A 16,964-nucleotide genomic window follows, 5' to 3' on the forward strand; every position below is an offset into this window, starting at 1 on the left:
GGTCGGAACACCGTAGCGTCCGGTGGTGGCGGGAAAGCGCCGTACGGGTGCACGAGCGGGGATGCGTACACTTGTACACATGGGATATGGACTGCTGGCAGCGGCGATCGCGGCGGAGGTGGCCGGCACCACGGCCATGAAGTACAGCGAGGGATTCACCCGGCTCTGGCCGTCGGTGATCACCGTCGTGGGCTATCTCGCCGCCTTCTCGCTGCTCGCCCAGACGCTGAAGACGCTCTCGGTCGGGACCGCGTACGCGATCTGGGCCGGCATCGGCACCGCCGCGGTCGCCGCGATCGGCATCCTCTTCATGGGGGAGTCCGGCGGTCCGGTCAAGCTGGCGGGCATAGCACTGGTCATCGCGGGAGTGGTGGTGCTGAACCTGGGCGGGGCCCACTGATGGCACGCCGTTACGATCCCGAGCGGCGCGACCGCATCATCGACGCCGCCATCCGGGTGGTCGGCACCAAGGGCATCGCCGGGCTCAGTCATCGCTCGGTGGCGGCCGAGGCCGATGTGCCGCTGGGGTCGACGACCTACCACTTCGCCTCGCTCGACGAGCTGCTGATCGCGGCACTGCGCCGGTCGAACGAGAACTTCGCCGAGGTCATGCGGGAGAGCGGGGCGCTCGCCGACCCGTCCGCCGATCTCGCCGAGGAACTGGCCCGGCTGCTGGGGGAGTACTTCTCGGCCGGGCGCGGGCGGGCGGAGCTGGAGTACGAGCTGTATCTCGCGGCGCTGCGCAGACCCGCGCTGCGGCCCGTCGCCGCCGAGTGGACCGACGGCACGGCCGAACTGCTGTCCGGGCGTACGGATCCGGCCACGGCCCGTGCGCTGATCGCGCTCATGGACGGAATCTGTCTCCAGGTGCTGCTCACCGGTGGGGCGTACGACGAGGCGTACGCCCGGGAGATGCTCGGGCGCGTCCTGGGATGAGCGCGGGCCGGCGCGGGCCGTTGCGAATGTTCCGTGACGCCGCCGTCGACCGGCCCGGCTCCTGGGTGCCGGACCGGTCCGGCCCGTTCACGCGTCGGCAGGGCCCGCTCCTCGAACGGCGGTCAGCGCCACCCGCACGCTCGCCCCGATGTCCGTGATCGGGTACAGCGCCTCGCGGATCGTCCGGTTCCGGTCCACCACCAGGGTCAGCCGTTTCAGTCGGCTGGTCCCAGCCGCTCGGAAGGTCGGCAGCCGCAGGGCCGCCGCCAGCTCCAGCTCCGCGTCGGACAGCAGCGGGAAGCGCAGCCGCTCCGCCGCGGCGAACGCCCTTTGTTCGTCCGGGCGTTGGGTGGACACCCCGTGCACGGTCGCGCCCGCCGCAGTGAACTCGGCCAACTGGTCGCGGTACGTGCAGGATTCCAGGGTGCAGCCACGCGCACCCGGAATGTCGGACCAGCCCGGCGGATAGGCGTCCTTGCGGGCGTAGGCGCCGGGGAAGCAGTACAGGACCGTGAACGGGGTGTCGGCGACCGGGTCGCGCGAAGCGCCCTCGTGGTCCACCAGCCGCAGGTCCGGCAGGCGGGTGCCCACCAGGGCATGCACCCGGGCCGCCTCCGCCGAGGTCTCCTCGGTCGTCGCCATCAGTTCCCCTTCCCCCATCACCCAGGTGTCGCCCCAGTCCTGGAGCGCGATCAGTACGGGCAGCAGTGCGCGCCCCCGCCGGGTCAGCCGGTACTCGTACCGGGGCGGCCGGTCCTGGTACGGCTCCCGGGACAGCACGCCCGCGTCGACAAGGAGGCGCAACCGCTCGGTCAGCACCTTCCGGGACACGCCGAGCTCCGCCTGGAGGGCGTCGAACCGGTGCACCCCGCGCGCCGTGTCCCGCACGATCAGCAGGGTCCACCAGTCGCCGACGACATCGAGGGCCTGGGCGATCGCGCAGTCGGCGTCGGCCAGGCTGGTGCGCTGGGGCATGAAGTCCTCCGTCGGTCCGCGCGGACCGGCTTCCTGCCGGACCGCCCCGCGGTGAACACATGATGCCATAGTGGGTTCCCAAGGGAGACTCGCTTGGGGTTCCGTGGTCCCGGACCCGGAGGCCGCCCGGCCGACGAGACGGGCGCGGCTTCCTGGACGGGCCACGACCACCCGGCGAGACCGGTTGGCTCCGATCGTGTGCGGCCGGTTAGGTTTCGTTCATGACCGACACGACTTCACCCCGCACCACCGGCGCCGTCGCCGCCGGCCTCGCCACCGTCGCCGGTGACGGTTCCGTTCTCGACACCTGGTTCCCCGCCCCCGAGCTCACCACCGAGCCGGGCCCGGCCGGAACCGAACGGCTCACCCCCGACCGGGCCGTCGACCTCCTGGGCGAGGGCGCCGCCAAGGCCGTCGGCGTGGACGCCCGCCGGGGTGTCGAGGTCGTCGCCGTCCGTACGGTCATCGCCTCGCTCGACGACAAGCCGCTCGACGCCCACGACGCGTACCTGCGGCTGCACCTGCTCTCGCACCGCCTGGTCCGGCCGCACGGCCAGAGCCTGGACGGTCTCTTCGGCCTCCTCTCCAACGTCGCCTGGACCTCGCTCGGGCCGGTCGCCGTGGACGACCTGGAGAAGGTCCGGCTGAACGCCCGCGCCGACGGTCTGCACCTCCAGGTCACCTCGGTCGACAAGTTCCCCCGGATGACCGACTACGTGGCCCCGAAGGGCGTCCGGATCGCCGACGCCGACCGGGTCAGGCTCGGCGCGCACCTGGCTCCCGGCACCACCGTCATGCACGAGGGCTTCGTCAACTTCAACGCGGGCACCCTCGGCACGTCCATGGTCGAGGGCCGGATCTCGGCCGGTGTCGTGGTCGGTGACGGCTCCGACATCGGCGGCGGCGCCTCCACCATGGGCACCCTCTCCGGCGGCGGCAAGGAACGCATCGTCATCGGTGAACGGTGCCTGATCGGAGCCGAGGCCGGCGTCGGCATCGCCCTCGGCGACGAATGCGTGGTGGAGGCCGGGCTCTACGTTACGGCCGGCACCCGGATCACGCTGCCGGACGGACAGATCTTCAAGGCCCGCGAGCTCTCCGGCGCCTCGCACATCCTCTTCCGCCGCAACTCGGTCACCGGCGCCGTGGAGGCCCGCCCGAACAACGCGGTCTGGGACGGCCTCAACGACGTCCTGCACAGCCACAACTGACTGAGGGGCGTGCGCCCGCGGACCCCGGTGCGCCCGCCCGGGGGCGCGGTGCGGCCCTCAGGGATTGGCGGCGAGGAGCGGTTCCCCGTACGCCTCCCGCAGTTCCCGGTGTGCCGCGCGCAGCCCGTCGGTCGCCCCGCGATCGGCGGGCTGCAGCGGTTCGCGGACCGGTCCTGCGCCCAGCAGTGCCTTCGCCGTGACCGCGCCGGGCAGTCCGGCCGCCATCATCAGCTCGGTGAGCGGGAGCGTCAGCCGATGGAGCCGCGCGGCCCCGGCGGTGTCCCCGGCGTCGAAGGCGTCCAGGACCGCCCGCAGCTCCCGGGGGGCCGCGTTGGCGACCGTACTGACGTAACCCGCCGCGCCCACCGCGTACAGCGGAAGGTTCAACTCCTCGCAGCCCGAGTAGTACGCCAGTGAGGTCGCCCCGATCACCTTCGTCGAGCCGAGCATGTCGTACGCGCAGTCCTTGACGGCCACGATGCGGGGATGCTCCGCGAGCCGCAGCAGGGTCTCCGGCTCGACGCGGGTGCCGGTGCGGCCCGGAATGTCGTACAGCATCACCGGCAGGCCGGTCGCGTCGGCGACCCGCAGGAAGTGCGCCTCGACTGCGGCCTGCGGCGGTCTGCTGTAGTACGGCGTCACGACCAACAGGCCGTCCGCACCCGCCTGTTCGGCCTGCCGTGCGAGGGTGATCGTGTGCCGGGTGTCGGGGCTGCCGACCCCGGCGACGATCGGCACGCCGCCGCCGACCGCCTGGCGGACGGCCCGCAGCAGCGCGGTCTTCTCGGCGTCGCTGGTGGTCGGGGACTCGCCCGTGGTGCCGTTGAGGACCAGGCCGTCGCAGCCGTCGGCGACCAGGGAGGCGGCATGCTCCGCCGCGGCGTCCGGGTCCAGCGCGCCGGAGGCGGTGAACGGCGTGATCATGGCGCAGAGCGCGCGGCCGAAGGGAGCTACGAGTGCTGTCATCCCTGAAGTGTCGGCCGGTGGACAGTGAAGGTCCACTTAGTTCTTCTTCGGGTGAGGCGTAAGAAACGCTCAACTGTCGAGGCGGGAGTTCCGGGCCGCGACGGGTTCGGCGGACGGGCTCGGCCCCGGGTTCGGCGGACGGGCTCGGCAGGGGGTCAGCGACGGGCCATGTACAGCGTGAACGCCCGATGGAGCAGCTTGTTGATCGGGTAGTCCCATTCGCCGACGTACTCGGCGGCCCGGCCACCGGTGCCGGCCTTGAAACGCAGCAGGCCCAGCAGGTGGTTGCCCTCGTCCAGCGTGTCGGTGATGCCGCGCAGGTCGTAGACGGCCGCGCCCCGCCCGTGGGCGTCGCTCATCATGCGCCACTGGATCGCGTTGCCGGGCTGGACCTCCCGCTTGCGGCCGGTCGAGGCACCGTAGGAGTACCAGACGTGGTTCCCCACGGTCAGCATCGTCGCGGCGGCGAGCGTCTCGCCGTCGTGGTGGGCGAGGTAGAGGCGCATCCGCGCCGGGTCCTCGGCCCGCAGGGCGGTCCACATGCGCTGGAAGTAGACGAGCGGACGGGGAATGAAACGGTCGCGCCCGGCGGTCTCGCGGTACAACTCGTAGAACACGGAGAGGTCCTCGTAGTCGCCCTCGACGACCTTCACCCCGGCCTTCTCCGCCTTCTTGATGTTGCGCCGCCACTGCTGGTTCAGATCACCCCGGATCCGCTCCAGCGTCCGGCCGGCGAAGGGCACCTGGAAGACGTACCGGGGCTGCCCGGCGCCGAAACCGTCCTCGCCCGCCTCCGCGCCCTGCTGCCAGCCCAGGCGGCGCAGCCGCTCGACGAGCGCGGCCGCCTTCGGCTCCTCCGCGTCCGGTGGCACCTCGCGCAGCCGCCGGTACGCCGGGTCGGCGATGGCCTCCTTGACGGTCCGGGCGTCCCACCGCCGGGCCACCACGGGCGGCCCCATGCGCACCGAGAACGCCCCCCGTGCCTTCAGATGCGCCAGCATCGGCCCCAGCCAGCGGCCCAGATCCGGGTCGTCCCAGTCGATGACGGGGCCCTCGGGCAGATAGGCCAGCGTGCGTCTCGTCCGGGGGATCGGCCGGTGGAGCACGAGCGCCGCGCCGACGAGTTGTTCCCTGCCGTCATTCTCGTGGTCGAACCAGCCGACGCTCTCCGCGCGCCAGTCCGGTTTCACGTCGCCCCACGACGGAACCTGCATATGGCTCGCGGCGGGGCGGCTCGCGACGAACGCCAGGTGTTCCTCGCGGGTGATCGCCCTGAGGCGCGGATTCATGGGGTACTCCGATCGTCGTCCGTCGGCGCGCCGCTCGGCCCCGGCGGTGGAGACGCCGTCGGCCTCAGGCGCACCTGGCCCAGCAGGCTGACCGTCGGCGGCGCACCGCACGGGCGCGCCGGTCAGGAAGTTCCGTCATGAGCGAGGTTCCCTCATGAGCGAGCCTCCGTCATGAGCGCGCGATGCACATCCCGTCCCGATCCTGCCCGCGACGATGTCGGTCCGGCCCTGGGGGGTACTGGGGCGTCGGCACTCCCGAGCGGCGGTGGCGCACCGCCGAAACCATCCGGGAGGCGTGGGACAGCAGGTACCGGCCGCACCGGGGCCCGCGCTCGTGCACCGTCCATGCCGGTGAGGACGGAAGGACTCACTCCACTGCACCCAGTGGAGTGAGGAGCGGGCGTACAAGGACCCCTTCCGCGACGGCCGGGACGAGCGCGACGCGGACACCGCGGCGGGAGCGTGTGAGGTCCTGCCCGGGGACGCCGGACGGCGGCACGAACCGCTGCGCGCGCCCGCGCTCGGCATGCGGCCGAGGGCGGGCGCGCGGCGTCACCGCGGGCCGTACGGCCCGCGGTGGCCGTCGTGCCGGGCGTCGCGCGGCAGACGGCGGTGCGAGGACACGGCCTACGGCCGGAAGCGGATCACCTGCGGGTCGTGGTCGCTGTTCTGCGTGGCGAACTCGGCGTTGATGTGCACGCTGTCGTAGGCGAACCGGCGGATCGACGGGCTGGTCAGAATCTGGTCGAGCACCTGGCTGTTGCCCTGGTAGACGTACGAGTAGCGCTCCGAACGCGGCAGGGACTCGATCGCCGGATACAGCACGCCGCCCGCCGTGAGCGCCCCGGTCGTCCCGGAGAACTCGAAGTCGTTGATGTCGCCGACGACCAGGACGTCCGCGTTCTTCTGCACCGTCAGCAGCTTCTTGACGAAGGCGTTGACGACCGAGGCCTGCGCGTGCCGCTGGACCTCCGACGAACGCGTGGGCGGCTGGTGCCGCGAGACGATGGACTCGTCGCCGCCCTTGGACGCGAAGTGGTTGGCGACGACGAAGACCGTGCGGCCGCGGAAGACGAACTCGCCCACGAGCGGCTTGCGGCTGTTCTCCCACGCCGCGTTCGAGGGGTCGATCCGGCCGGGGGAGTGGGTCAGCGCGGCCCGGCCCCGCTCGCGGACGACACCGGTCGCCGTCGTGGCGTCGCCGCCCGCCCGGTCGGTGAACGAGACCCGCTCCGGGTTGAAGAGGAACACCTGGCGGATGTTGCCGCCGGGCTCGCCGCCGTCCTTCTTGTCCTGCGGGTCGACGGAACGCCAGTGGTACGCCGGGCCGCCCGCCGCCACGATCGCGTCGACGAACTTCTCGACGGTGCGGCCGGCGGTGACCGTGCCGTCGTCCGTCGCGCCGTTGTCGTCCTGGATCTCCTCCAGCGCGACGATGTCCGGCGAGGCGAGGTTGTCGACCACCGCGGCGGCGAGCGCGTCGAACTTCTCCTGGGGGTCGGTCGGGTCGAGGTTCTCGACGTTGTACGTCGCCACCGCCAGTTCGCCGCCGCGCTGCTTGCGGGTCTTCTCCCTGCGCAGGCCCTTGCCGGTGACCTCGCCGAGGGTGCGGGCGGCCAGCGTGTAGCCGCCGTACTGGTTGAAGTCGAGCGGGCCCTCGGTCGTGCCGGACAGCGTGTCGCCGACGTCGGCGGTCGGGAAGGGCCGCTCGGCGAGCGGCACCAGCGACTGGACCTGGAGCCGCCCGGTGTTCTGCGAGGTGTACGAGCCGTAGACCGTGCCGCCGCGCCGGGCGGCGTTCTCGTGCGGCTTCACCGTGACCCACAGCTCCGCGTACGGGTCGGTGGCACCGACCACCCGCGAGGAGCCGATCCGGACGTTCATGCCCTCCAGGGACTCGAAGAAGTCGAGGGCGTAGCGGGAGGGGGCGAGACGGAGCGCGTCGACGGAGCCGCCCGCGGCGGGGTCGCCCGCCGGTGCGTACCGGGAGGGGACCGAGCGCTCGGAGATCGTCACCGGTGCGGGCAGCGCGTTGCCGGACGACACCACCTCGACGGTGGGCTTGCCGATCTGGGTGAGCGACTGGTTGCCCGAGGAGTCTCCGCCCGGCACGTACTCGGCGACTGTGCCGGAGACCGTGACCGCGTCGCCGACGGCGACGGTCGGCGCGGACGAGGTGAAGACGAAGATGCCCTCGCTGGTGGCGGGGTCGGCGTCCGGGTGCGGGTCCTGGAACCAGAAGCCCTTCGAACCGTACGTCCGCACCCCGGTGACGATGCCGGTGACACCGCTGACCTGGCGGCCGACGAGTGGCGACACCCGGGTGGCTCCCTGGATGTCGTGGATCCTGACCGGGCCGTCGGCGGACGGCGCCGCGGTGGCGGACGCGGAGGGGCCGGCGGCGCCGGCGAGCAGGCCTGCCGCGAGCGCGGCGGCGACGACGGCGCGGACGGCGGTCGTGCTGGGTGATGCGGTGGGCATCGGGGACTCCGGAGATGTCGGGGGTCGGTGCGGGCGGGGCGCCGCGCGCCACGATCCCGCGCGGGGCGAAGGGGTGAAGGGGCGAAGGGGCGAAGGATCCACGGTTCGGTGGACCGGCGTGGGACGGGGGACGGTACGGGGGACGGAGGGACGTCTACGCGCGTCAATCTCTTGTGTGGGCCGGGTAGTTGTCAAGGTCTTCCGGGGGTGCTCCCTCGACCGTTCGCATGAACCGGGCGGCACCGGACCAAATGGGTCTACGCTTGGGCCGCCCGACCGGTACGCACCGTACGCCCGAGGAGAATCACCAGATGTCCGCAGAGCGCCCCACCCTGCCGCCCGTACGGCTGCACACCGAGGCCGAGCTGGCACGGGACGCGCTTGTCGCGCCGCTGCTCGCCCGTGCCGTCCGGCTCGCTCGCTGGGCCGGTCCGGAGACCAGGGTCGGCGCGGGCGGCGAGCTGGTGGAGGCGCAGTTGCCCGCCGCGGCCGAGTACCTCGGCCTCACGCCGGACGAGGACGGCGCGGCGGAGGCGAGCGAGGCGTGGCGGCTCGCCGTCGACACGGGGCTCGTCGACGTCGAGGACCCGGACGAGGACGCCGGGCCGGACGCGGAGGGAACCGCGGCGGCCGGGGAGAACCTCGCACTGATCACCGGGGGCTCGCCGCAGGACGTCCTCTCGATCTGGCTCGACGGCTTCGAGGCCGTCCACGCCGACGCCACCGCGCCCGTCCTCGACGACTTCGCCGACATCCTCGCCGAGGACGGCTCGGTCGACTTCGACGCCCTGGACTGGGACCCGGAGGCCGAGGCCGAATTCCTCGACGGGGTTCTCGGCAACCTGTACCTGCTCACCGTCGGCGACGGCGACATCGAGACGTCTCCCGTGCCGCTGCCCGCGCTCGCCGCGTCGGTGATCGTGCCGGACGACATGGGCGAACCCACCGACGACATTCTGGAGCAGGTGTCCGAGGCGATGATGCGCCTCGACGACCAGTTCCGGGTCCTCGAACCCATCGGAATCGTCGAGTACCAGCCGGTGGACGAGACGTTGCTGGTCGAGGAGGGCGAGGACACCGGCGCGGTGGACGACGACGAGGACGTCACCCGGTACGGGATGGTGAGGCTGACCCCCCTCGGTCTGTACGGCATCCGGGCCCGGATGCTGGACGCCGGGGTGGACGCGCCGGCGATCGGCGATCTCGCGGACAAGGGCGCCGACGCGCTCCTCGGCGGCATCGCCCACTACTCCGAGGCGGCGGCCCGCGACGAGGCCCAACAGTGGCTGGCGCACCGTGGTACGGAGGGCGCCGCGGCCGAACTCCTCGCCGCGGCACGGGGCACGGACCCGCAGGCACCACTGCGCCGGCTCCACTGCCAGCAGGCGCTCGCGCTGGTCGGTGCCGAGGCGGAGCCCGCGGTACGCGCGGTGCTTGACGATTCCGAACTCGGCGGACTCGCGCGGGTCTGGCTCGTGGAGCTCGGCGCGGCGGACGTACCCGCGCCGCCGGAGGCGATGATCTTCTGGCTCGCCGTCGACACCATCGCCGCCCAACTGGAGGCCGAGGGCGACCTCGACGAACTCCAGGGGCTTGTCGAGAGTCTGGCGGGCCGGCACAGCGGCTTCTTCGACGAGGCGTGGCGGGTGGAGCACCCGGCGACGGCGGACGTCCTTGAGGCGATGGGGCGGCTGCACAGCGACAAGAAGAAGGCCAAGGAGGCCCGCAAGGCGGCGTTCAAGGCCCGGTCGCGCGCGGACGCCTGAGGCCGGGAGACGCAACGACGGAACGACGGCGCGAGGGGGAGACGGAACGACCGTGCGGCGGGAGGGCATCCGGGGTCGCGGGCGCCCGGGGTCGCGGGCGCCCGGGGCCGCGGGCGTAATTCCTTCGCGCCGCACGGAGTTCGCCCCTAGAGTCCTGTCCGTGCCCAGGTGCGCAGGCAGGACCTACTTCCACTTCTAATGGGGAGGTCGCGGGTTCGAGTCCCGCCATCGGATTTCGATCCGGTGTAGCTCAGTCGGTAGAGCGCCATCGTCGGTTCCGCCGCATTGATCTCTGGGCGTCACAACTGCATCAGCAAGGACTGCACGCACCTCCCGGTGCGCAGGCCGCGGCTACTTCTCGAAACGAAATCGCCGCCGCCGACTCTGATCTCGGGAGGCACGGAGCAGGGAGGACGCCCGGTGCGCAGGCGACGGGTACTTCCGGATCCGACGGTTGCGGGTTCGAATCCCGCCCGGCCCCGGCCGGCAGCTCAATCGGGCAGAGCATCGGACAATTCCCCGTCGCCGACCCCGATCTCGGGCGTCCTTCCTCCGCTGTGCCCCCTCCCAACGAATTCGGGGGAATTCACATGGCGCGCTTCAACACCCGCGTCGCCCGGCCCCGTGCCACCTCGCCCGTGAAGTCGACCGGGCGTACCGCGCGGAACCACCAGGGCGGCCTCGGCACCCTGCGCGACAACCGTTCCGAACTCTTCCTGCTCGCCGTCGCCAACTTCGTCTCGCAGCGGACCTTCTACGAGGACGCCGAGGAGCGCGACAACCGGTTCACCGAACTTGTACGGATACTCGCCGTCGGCGACCCGGAGTGGACCGCGGGCCTGCTCCACTGGCTGCGCCGCGAGGGGCAGATGCGGACGGCCTCGCTCGTCGGCGCCGCCGAGTACGTGAAGGCACGTCTCGACGCGGGCGCCGAGGACGGCCCGTCCAACCGGCGGGTCGTCGACTCCGTCCTGCTGCGCGCCGACGAGCCCGGCGAACTCCTCGGATACTGGACCTCGCGTCACGGGCGGGCCGTGCCCAAGCCCGTCAAGCGCGGCATCGCCGACGCCGTGCGCCGCCTCTACAACGGCACGTCGCTGCTGAAGTACGACACCGCGTCCAAGGGATACCGCTTCGGCGACATCCTGAACCTGGTGCATGCCTCGCCCGACCCCGAGAAGCCGTGGCAGGGCGAACTGTTCCGGTACGCACTCGACCGCCGTCACCACCCGGACGCCGCCGTGGTCCCCGCCGGCAATCGCACGCTCGTGGCGCACCGCGCGCTGATGGAGCTTCCCGTCGAGGAGCGCAGGGCCGTGGTCACCGGCGCGGACGGCCCGGAACGTCTGGCCGCCGCGGGCATGACCTGGGAGGCCCTGGCGGGCTGGTTGCAGGGACCGATGGACGCCGCGGCCTGGGAAGCGGTGATCCCGTCGATGGGGGCCATGGCGCTCGTCCGCAATCTGCGCAACTTCGACGAGGCGGGCGTCAGCGACGAGGCCGCAGCGCGGGTGGCGGCGAGGATCAGCGACCCGGACGTGGTCGCCGCGTCCCGGCAGTTCCCGTTCCGCTACCTCGCGGCCTATCGGCACGCGCCCTCGCTGCGCTGGGCCCACGCGTTGGAGAAGGCGCTCGGCCACTCCCTGGAACAGGTGCCCGCGCTGTCGGGGCGGACGCTGGTCCTGGTGGACCGGTCGGGGTCGATGTGGTCGCCGCTGTCGGACCGCTCGCAGCTCGACCGGGCCGACGCCGCCGCGATCTTCGGTACGGCGCTGGCGCTGCGGGCCGACCGGGCCGACCTCGTGCAGTTCGGTACGGGCAGCGCGCCCGTGGACCTCCGCCGGGGCGAGTCCGTGCTGAAGGTGCTGGAGCGCTTCGGGAACCTCGGGGGCACCAACACCGCGGAGGCGGTGCGACGGCACTACCGGAAGCACGACCGGGTGCTCATCGTGACCGACGAGCAGGCGTCGTACGCGACGGACGCCACGGCCGCCGTGCCGTCCACCGTGCCCGTCTACACCTGGAATCTTGCCGGATACCGGTTCGGGCACGCGCCGTCGGGAACCGGGAACCGTCACACCTTCGGAGGGCTCTCCGACGCGGCGTTCCGCATGGTGCCGTTGCTGGAGGCGGGCCGGGACGCCGACTGGCCGTGGAACCACCGATGACGATCCGGATGTGAACACACCCCGGCGGGCGGTGGGGCGGGCGCCGTCCCGCCGGGGCCGTCCGGCACGGACGGGGCAGTGGTACGGACGGGACGGGGGCGCGGACGGGAAACCGCTGCGGACGGTGAACGGGCGAGGACAGGGCACCCCGTTGCCGGGGTGCCCCCGGGGAAGGTTTCCGTCCCGGGGCACCGGCCCGCGGCCGGCACCGGAATCCGGCTCTACAGGGCCTGGGCGGCGGGCTTCACCATGCCCCGGACGGTACGCGATTTCACGAAGTCGCCCATGGCCGTCATCTCCCACTCGCCGGAGAACTGCTTGATCAGCTTGGCCATCATCACGCCGGTCTGCGGCTCCGCGCCGGTGAGGTCGAAGCGGACCAGCTCCTCACCGGTGACGGCGTCGACCAGTCGGCAGTAGGCCTTGGCCACCTCGGTGAACTTCTGGCCGGTGAACGAGTTGACCGTGAAGACCAGTCCGGTCGCCTCCGCCGGGATCCGGCCCAGGTCGACCACGATCACCTCGTCGTCCCCGGCGCCCTCGCCCGTGAGGTTGTCCCCGGAGTGCTTGATCGCGCCGTTCAGAATGGAGAGCTTGCCGAAGTAGCAGCTGTCCAGATGATTGCGGTTGGGGCCGTAGGCGATCACCGAGGCGTCCAGGTCGATGTCCTTGCCGCGGAACGCGGGCTCCCAGCCGAGGCCCATCTTGACCTGCGAGAGCAGTGGCCGGCCACCCTTGACCAGGGACACCGTCTGGTTCTTCCGGAGATTGACCCGGCCCTTGTCGAGATTGATCCGGCCGGTGTCCGCGGGCGCGGTAGGCGGGGCGGCCGGGGCGGCCGCGGCGATCCGCGGGTCCACGGGGGGCGCGGCGGGCATCGGGGGCGCGGCCGGGGCGGGGGCGACGGCCGGGGCGGGCGGCGCGACGGGGGCGGCGGGCGCGGGCTCGTCCTCGACGGAGACCCCGAAGTCCGTGGCGATGCCGGCCAGGCCGTTCGCGTAGCCCTGACCGATCGCGCGGACCTTCCACGCGCCGTTGCGGAGGTAGACCTCCATGACCACCAGCGCCGTCTCGGTGGCGAGCCCGGGCGGGGTGAACGTGGCGAGCACGCTGTTGTCGTCGGCGTTGCGCACGGTCGCCGTGGGCTCGATGCCCCGGAAGGTCTGCCCGGCCGCGTCCGGGCTCGCCGTGACGACGATCTTCTCGATGCCGGGCGGCACCGCGGTGGTGTCCACCACGATCGCGTCCGGTGACGTGCCGCCGCCGGAACGGTACGTCACGCCGGGACCGGCGGGCTGGTTGTAGAAGATGAAGTCGTCGTCGGAGCGCACCTTGCCCGAGGCGGTGAGCAGCAGGCCCGAAACGTCGAGCCGCACCGGAGCGGAGACGTCCACCGCCACGCGGGCGGCGGAGAGAGGGATGTTCGAGCCGGGGGTCATAGCGGTCATGCACGGGGTAACGAACGACGGGGCTTTGCCGTTCCCTTACCTTCACCGTCTTGACGCACCCGTGACACAGTCCGACATGACCCGAGATGTCGTGCCGGGCGTCGGGCCGGGGCGATGCCGTGCCCGCCCGCTCCGACCGGGCGGGCACGGCCCGTCAGCGTGCCAGTGCCGCCCGCATCATCTTCTGGGCGATCGGAGCGGCCAGGCCGTTGCCGCTGACCTCCGAACGGGCGGCGCCGGAGTCCTCGACGACCACCGCCACCGCCACTTCCCCGCCACCGGACCGGTCCTTCGCGTATGCGGTGAACCAGGCGTACGGGGTCCTGCTGTTGTCCACGCCGTTCTGCGCGGTACCCGTCTTGCCGCCCACCTCGGCACCGGCGATCCGGGCGTTGGTGCCGGTTCCCTCCTCGACGACCGTGACCATCGCGCTGCGCAACTGTTCGGCCGTGGAGGCGGAGACGACCCGCTTCGTGTCCCCGTCGGCGAAGTCCCGCAAGGTGTCGCCGTCGGCGTCGGTCACCTTCGACACCATGTGCGGGGCGGCCAGTTCTCCACCGTTGGCCAGGGCTGCCGACACCATGGCGATCTGCAGCGGCGTCGCGGTCACCTCGAACTGTCCGATGCCCGACATCGCCGTCTGAGCCGCGTCCATGCCGGACGGGTAGACGCTCGCGGAGGCCCGCACCGGTACGTCGAGCTTGTCGGCGTTGAAGCCGAACTTCTCCGCCATCGCCCTCACCTTGTCCTGGCCGAGGTCGACGGCGGCCTTCCCGAAGACGTTGTTGCAGGAGTACTGGAGGGCGGTGCGCAGCGTGGCGTTCTCACAGGGCGCCGAGGCGCTCTCGTTCTCCAGGTTCCTGCTGCTGCCGGGCAGCGGATAGGGATTGGGGCTGTCCGTGCGCTCGTCGACGGAGCCGTACAACCCGTCCTCCAGTGCCGCTGCCGCCACCACCAGCTTGAACGTCGAGCCCGGCGCCAGCGGCTGCCGCAGTGCCCGATTGACCGTCGGCTTGTCCTCGTCGTCGAGCAGCTTCTTCCAGGCGTCGCCGTCCGCCGTCCCGCTGATCGTCGACGGGTCGTAGGACGGCGTGGAGACCATGGCCAGGATCTGCCCGGTCCGCGGGTCGATCGCGACCGCCGCGCCCTTGTCGTCGCCGAGCGCCTCGTAGGCGGCCTTCTGCACGTCGGGGTCGATCGTGGTCAGGACGTCGCCCGGGGGTGCCTGCTTGCCCGTCACCGCGTCCATCGGGTTCTTCAGCCGGTCGTCGGTGCCGTCGAGCACATGGCTGTAGATGCCTTCGAGCTGTGTGGCGCCGTACGCCTGGGAGCTGTAGCCGGTGACGGCCGAGTAGAGCGCGCCCTGCGTATAGGTGCGCTTGTACGCGAGGTCGCTGCCCACCGTCCTCTTCGATCCCGTGACCGGTTTCCCGGCCACGATGATGTCGCCGAGCGGTTGCGCGTACTGCGCGATGGTCTTCCGCCGGTTGTGGTCGTCGTCCGCGAGTGCCCGTGCCTCGTAGACCTGCACCCAGCTCGCCCGTATCAGCAGGGCGAGGACCAGGAGCAGGCAGAAGACCGAGGTTCGCCTGATCGTCTTGTTCATCCCGAAGAAGGACGCGTGGGGAGTCGTGCCGCGTTCCCCGTCCGGCCGCTTCTCATCGACTCCTCATGTTCCGCCCCTCCATGCCCTTCCCGGCGGGCCCCCTCCGCGCCGCTCCCGCCGCGCACCGCGGCGAGCGCGTGCGTACCGGGCCGCCCGGCGGGGAGCGCGAGCAGTTCCGCCGGGCGTACGGCGGACTTCCCCCGCACCCCGTCGGACGGGGCGGCCGGCGCCCGCCCCGCGTTCGTCTCAGGTCTTCCGGCACATGCGTGAGACCCCGTACCGCAAGGCCCCGGGCCCGCGCGGGACGCGGCCCGTGGGCACCGGGCCTTCCGGGTCCGGCGGCTCCTTGCCAACACCGAACGCCCGGAAATAGGGTCGCTTCATATTCATGATCAGGAACCGTGTTCAGAACACCGAACGCATTCCGGTGCGTGGCGGCGGAGCGGAAGGAACCACGGTGGCAGCAGCACCTGTCTGGAGCGTCGACCCCCGCACCGGGAACCCGCGCGAGCAGGTCGCGGTCGAGGCCACCGCGGAGGAGGTCGACCGGGCGGTCCGGTCCGCCCACGCGGCGCGCGACCCGCTTGCCGACCGGGCCGTACGCGCCGCGTTCCTGCGCGGTGCCGCCGGGCTGCTTGCCGATTCCGCGGAGCACGTCATCGAGGCCGCCGACGCCGAGACCGCACTCGGCCCGGCCCGGCTCACCGGCGAACTCGCCCGTACCGCGGCGCAGTTGAGGGCATTCGCCGATGTCGTCGACGAGGGTGCGTTTCTCGACGTCCACATCGACCACGAGGACCCCACCCGGACCCCGCCGTGGCCGGACCTGCGCCGCTACAAGGTCCCGCTCGGTGTCGTCGCCGTGTACGCGGCCAGCAACTTCCCGCTCGCCTTCTCCGTTCCCGGTGGTGACACCGCGAGCGCGCTGGCCGCCGGCTGCCCCGTCGTCGTCAAGGCGCACCCCGACCACCCCGCCACCTCCGAACTGTGCGCCTCCGTGCTGCGCCGGGCGGCGGCGCGGGTCGGCCTGCCCGAGGACGTGCTGGTCCTGGTGCACGGCTTCGAGGCGGGCATCGAACTGATCAAGCACCCGCTCGTCGCCGCCGCCGGTTTCACCGGCTCGGTGCGCGGGGGCCGTGCCCTGTACGACCTCGCCGCCGCCCGTCCCGCCCCGATCCCTTTCCACGGCGAGCTGGGGTCCCTGAACCCCGTGGTCGTCACTGAGGCGGCGGCCGCCGAGCGCGGCGAGCGGATCGGCGCCGGTCTGGCGGGCTCCATGACGATGGGCCTGGGCCAGTTCTGCACCAAGCCCGGCCTCGTCCTGGCACCGGCCGGGGAGACCGGCGACCGGCTCCTGGAGTCGCTGACCGACGCGGTCAGCGACACCGAGGCCGGAGCCCTGCTCGACCACCGGATGCGCGACGCCTTCCTCGCCGGGGTGCGCGAGCGGGCCGAACTCCCGGGCGTCCGGGCCCCGGTCACTCCCGGCGCGGGCGGCGACCACACCGTGGCGGCCGGTTTCCTCACCGTCCCGGCGCACCTCCTCGCCGACGGAGGCCCGCACGACGCGCTCCTGGAGGAGTGCTTCGGACCGGTCACGGTGGTCGCGCGCTACGCCTCCGGCACCGAGGCCACCGCCGTCCTCTCCCGGCTCCCGGGCAACCTCACCGCCACGCTCCACATCGCCACCGACGGCCCCGACGCCGACGCCCCCGCCCTCCTGTCCGCCCTCGCGCCCCTGGCCGGCCGGGTCCTTGTCAACGGCTGGCCGACCGGAGTGGCCGTCGCCCCCGCCCAGCACCACGGCGGCCCCTACCCGGCCTCCACCTCCACCTCCACCTCGGTCGGTACCACCGCCGTCGAACGCTGGCTGCGCCCCCTCACCTACCAGTCGACCCCCGAGGCGCTCCTCCCGCCGGAGCTCCACGAGGGCAACCCCTTGGGCCTGCCCCGCAGGGTGGACGGCCGCCGCGCCTGACCCCGGGACTCCTCCTGCGCCCGAGTACGCGCCCTCCGGACGAAGCCGTTCGGGTCGGGTCGGGGCCGGGCCGAGGGGGTCATGCCGACGGTGCCGCGACGGGCCGGCCGGGCGGTGTACGGGCTCCGTCCCGCGGCCGG

Annotated in this window: 12 protein-coding genes; 6 read left to right on the top strand and 6 right to left on the bottom strand. The window is 72.4% G+C overall.

What is annotated here, in order from left to right; translation table 11 throughout:
• The first annotated feature begins 79 nt into the window (after positions 1–79).
• The gene (locus tag ACF1CT_RS03420; RefSeq protein ID WP_391782046.1) at positions 80–400 is read left to right on the top strand and encodes a DMT family transporter; all 321 of its coding nucleotides are present in this window, start codon (positions 80–82) and stop codon (positions 398–400) included.
• Positions 400–936, top strand: a complete 537-nt coding sequence (locus ACF1CT_RS03425; RefSeq protein WP_391782047.1) for a TetR/AcrR family transcriptional regulator — start codon at positions 400–402, stop codon at positions 934–936. The genes ACF1CT_RS03420 and ACF1CT_RS03425 overlap by 1 nt, the downstream gene beginning before the upstream one ends.
• A gap of 87 nt (positions 937–1,023) precedes the next feature.
• Here the strand turns inward: ACF1CT_RS03425 and ACF1CT_RS03430 are convergent, their stop codons facing one another.
• Positions 1,024–1,911, bottom strand: coding sequence for a winged helix-turn-helix transcriptional regulator (locus tag ACF1CT_RS03430; protein ID WP_391782048.1), 888 nt, complete (start codon positions 1,909–1,911; stop codon positions 1,024–1,026).
• Positions 1,912–2,132: 221 nt separating this feature from the next.
• Between ACF1CT_RS03430 and dapD the strand changes: the two genes are divergently transcribed.
• Positions 2,133–3,122, top strand: a complete 990-nt coding sequence (gene dapD, locus ACF1CT_RS03435) for a 2,3,4,5-tetrahydropyridine-2,6-dicarboxylate N-succinyltransferase (protein WP_391782049.1) — start codon at positions 2,133–2,135, stop codon at positions 3,120–3,122.
• 57 nt (positions 3,123–3,179) lie between these two features.
• Here dapD and dapA read toward each other — a convergent pair whose 3' ends face one another.
• The 3 genes from dapA to ACF1CT_RS03450 all read right to left on the bottom strand — a co-directional run bounded on the left by dapA (position 3,180) and on the right by ACF1CT_RS03450 (position 7,858).
• Positions 3,180–4,088: a 4-hydroxy-tetrahydrodipicolinate synthase gene (dapA, locus tag ACF1CT_RS03440; RefSeq protein ID WP_391782050.1), complete on the bottom strand. Its 909-nt coding sequence runs from the start codon at positions 4,086–4,088 to the stop codon at positions 3,180–3,182.
• A 155-nt stretch (positions 4,089–4,243) separates the two neighbouring features.
• A complete protein-coding gene (locus tag ACF1CT_RS03445; protein WP_391782051.1) occupies positions 4,244–5,377 on the bottom strand; it encodes a lipid II:glycine glycyltransferase FemX in 1,134 nt (377 codons plus the stop codon).
• A gap of 627 nt (positions 5,378–6,004) precedes the next feature.
• The gene (locus ACF1CT_RS03450) at positions 6,005–7,858 is read right to left on the bottom strand and encodes an endonuclease/exonuclease/phosphatase family protein (RefSeq protein WP_391782052.1); all 1,854 of its coding nucleotides are present in this window, start codon (positions 7,856–7,858) and stop codon (positions 6,005–6,007) included.
• Positions 7,859–8,169: 311 nt separating this feature from the next.
• Here ACF1CT_RS03450 and ACF1CT_RS03455 point away from each other — a divergent pair, with 311 nt between their 5' ends.
• Together ACF1CT_RS03455 and ACF1CT_RS03460 are read left to right on the top strand one after the other, a co-directional pair.
• Entirely contained in the window at positions 8,170–9,624 is a 1,455-nt protein-coding gene (locus ACF1CT_RS03455) for a hypothetical protein (protein WP_391782053.1), read from the top strand.
• Positions 9,625–10,214: 590 nt separating this feature from the next.
• Positions 10,215–11,792: a TROVE domain-containing protein gene (locus ACF1CT_RS03460; protein WP_391782054.1), complete on the top strand. Its 1,578-nt coding sequence runs from the start codon at positions 10,215–10,217 to the stop codon at positions 11,790–11,792.
• A 221-nt stretch (positions 11,793–12,013) separates the two neighbouring features.
• Here the strand turns inward: ACF1CT_RS03460 and ACF1CT_RS03465 are convergent, their stop codons facing one another.
• Positions 12,014–13,240 (bottom strand): TerD family protein, encoded by a 1,227-nt coding sequence (locus ACF1CT_RS03465; protein WP_391782055.1) that lies wholly within the window; start codon positions 13,238–13,240, stop codon positions 12,014–12,016.
• A 154-nt stretch (positions 13,241–13,394) separates the two neighbouring features.
• Entirely contained in the window at positions 13,395–14,846 is a 1,452-nt protein-coding gene (locus tag ACF1CT_RS03470) for a peptidoglycan D,D-transpeptidase FtsI family protein (RefSeq protein WP_391782056.1), read from the bottom strand.
• Between the two features lie 457 nt (positions 14,847–15,303).
• On the opposite strand from ACF1CT_RS03470, the gene ACF1CT_RS03475 reads away from it, so the two are divergent.
• On the top strand, positions 15,304–16,824 hold the full coding sequence (locus ACF1CT_RS03475; RefSeq protein ID WP_391782057.1) for an aldehyde dehydrogenase (NADP(+)): 1,521 nt from the start codon (positions 15,304–15,306) through the stop codon (positions 16,822–16,824).
• Positions 16,825–16,964 lie beyond the last annotated feature (140 nt).

Source organism: Streptomyces sp. NPDC014734 (genome assembly GCF_043083325.1).
Classification (GTDB): domain Bacteria; phylum Actinomycetota; class Actinomycetes; order Streptomycetales; family Streptomycetaceae; genus Streptomyces.

Excerpts from the sequence above, each read along its gene's own strand:
- ACF1CT_RS03420 (WP_391782046.1), top strand. The coding sequence starts at position 80 with ATGGGATATGGACTGCTGGCAGCGGCGATCGCGGCGGAGGTGGCCGGC.
- ACF1CT_RS03425 (WP_391782047.1), top strand. The coding sequence starts at position 400 with ATGGCACGCCGTTACGATCCCGAGCGGCGCGACCGCATCATCGACGCC.
- ACF1CT_RS03430 (WP_391782048.1), bottom strand. The coding sequence starts at position 1,911 with ATGCCCCAGCGCACCAGCCTGGCCGACGCCGACTGCGCGATCGCCCAG.
- dapD (WP_391782049.1), top strand. The coding sequence starts at position 2,133 with ATGACCGACACGACTTCACCCCGCACCACCGGCGCCGTCGCCGCCGGC.
- dapA (WP_391782050.1), bottom strand. The coding sequence starts at position 4,088 with ATGACAGCACTCGTAGCTCCCTTCGGCCGCGCGCTCTGCGCCATGATC.
- ACF1CT_RS03445 (WP_391782051.1), bottom strand. The coding sequence starts at position 5,377 with ATGAATCCGCGCCTCAGGGCGATCACCCGCGAGGAACACCTGGCGTTC.
- ACF1CT_RS03450 (WP_391782052.1), bottom strand. The coding sequence starts at position 7,858 with ATGCCCACCGCATCACCCAGCACGACCGCCGTCCGCGCCGTCGTCGCC.
- ACF1CT_RS03455 (WP_391782053.1), top strand. The coding sequence starts at position 8,170 with ATGTCCGCAGAGCGCCCCACCCTGCCGCCCGTACGGCTGCACACCGAG.
- ACF1CT_RS03460 (WP_391782054.1), top strand. The coding sequence starts at position 10,215 with ATGGCGCGCTTCAACACCCGCGTCGCCCGGCCCCGTGCCACCTCGCCC.
- ACF1CT_RS03465 (WP_391782055.1), bottom strand. The coding sequence starts at position 13,240 with ATGACCGCTATGACCCCCGGCTCGAACATCCCTCTCTCCGCCGCCCGC.
- ACF1CT_RS03470 (WP_391782056.1), bottom strand. The coding sequence starts at position 14,846 with ATGAACAAGACGATCAGGCGAACCTCGGTCTTCTGCCTGCTCCTGGTC.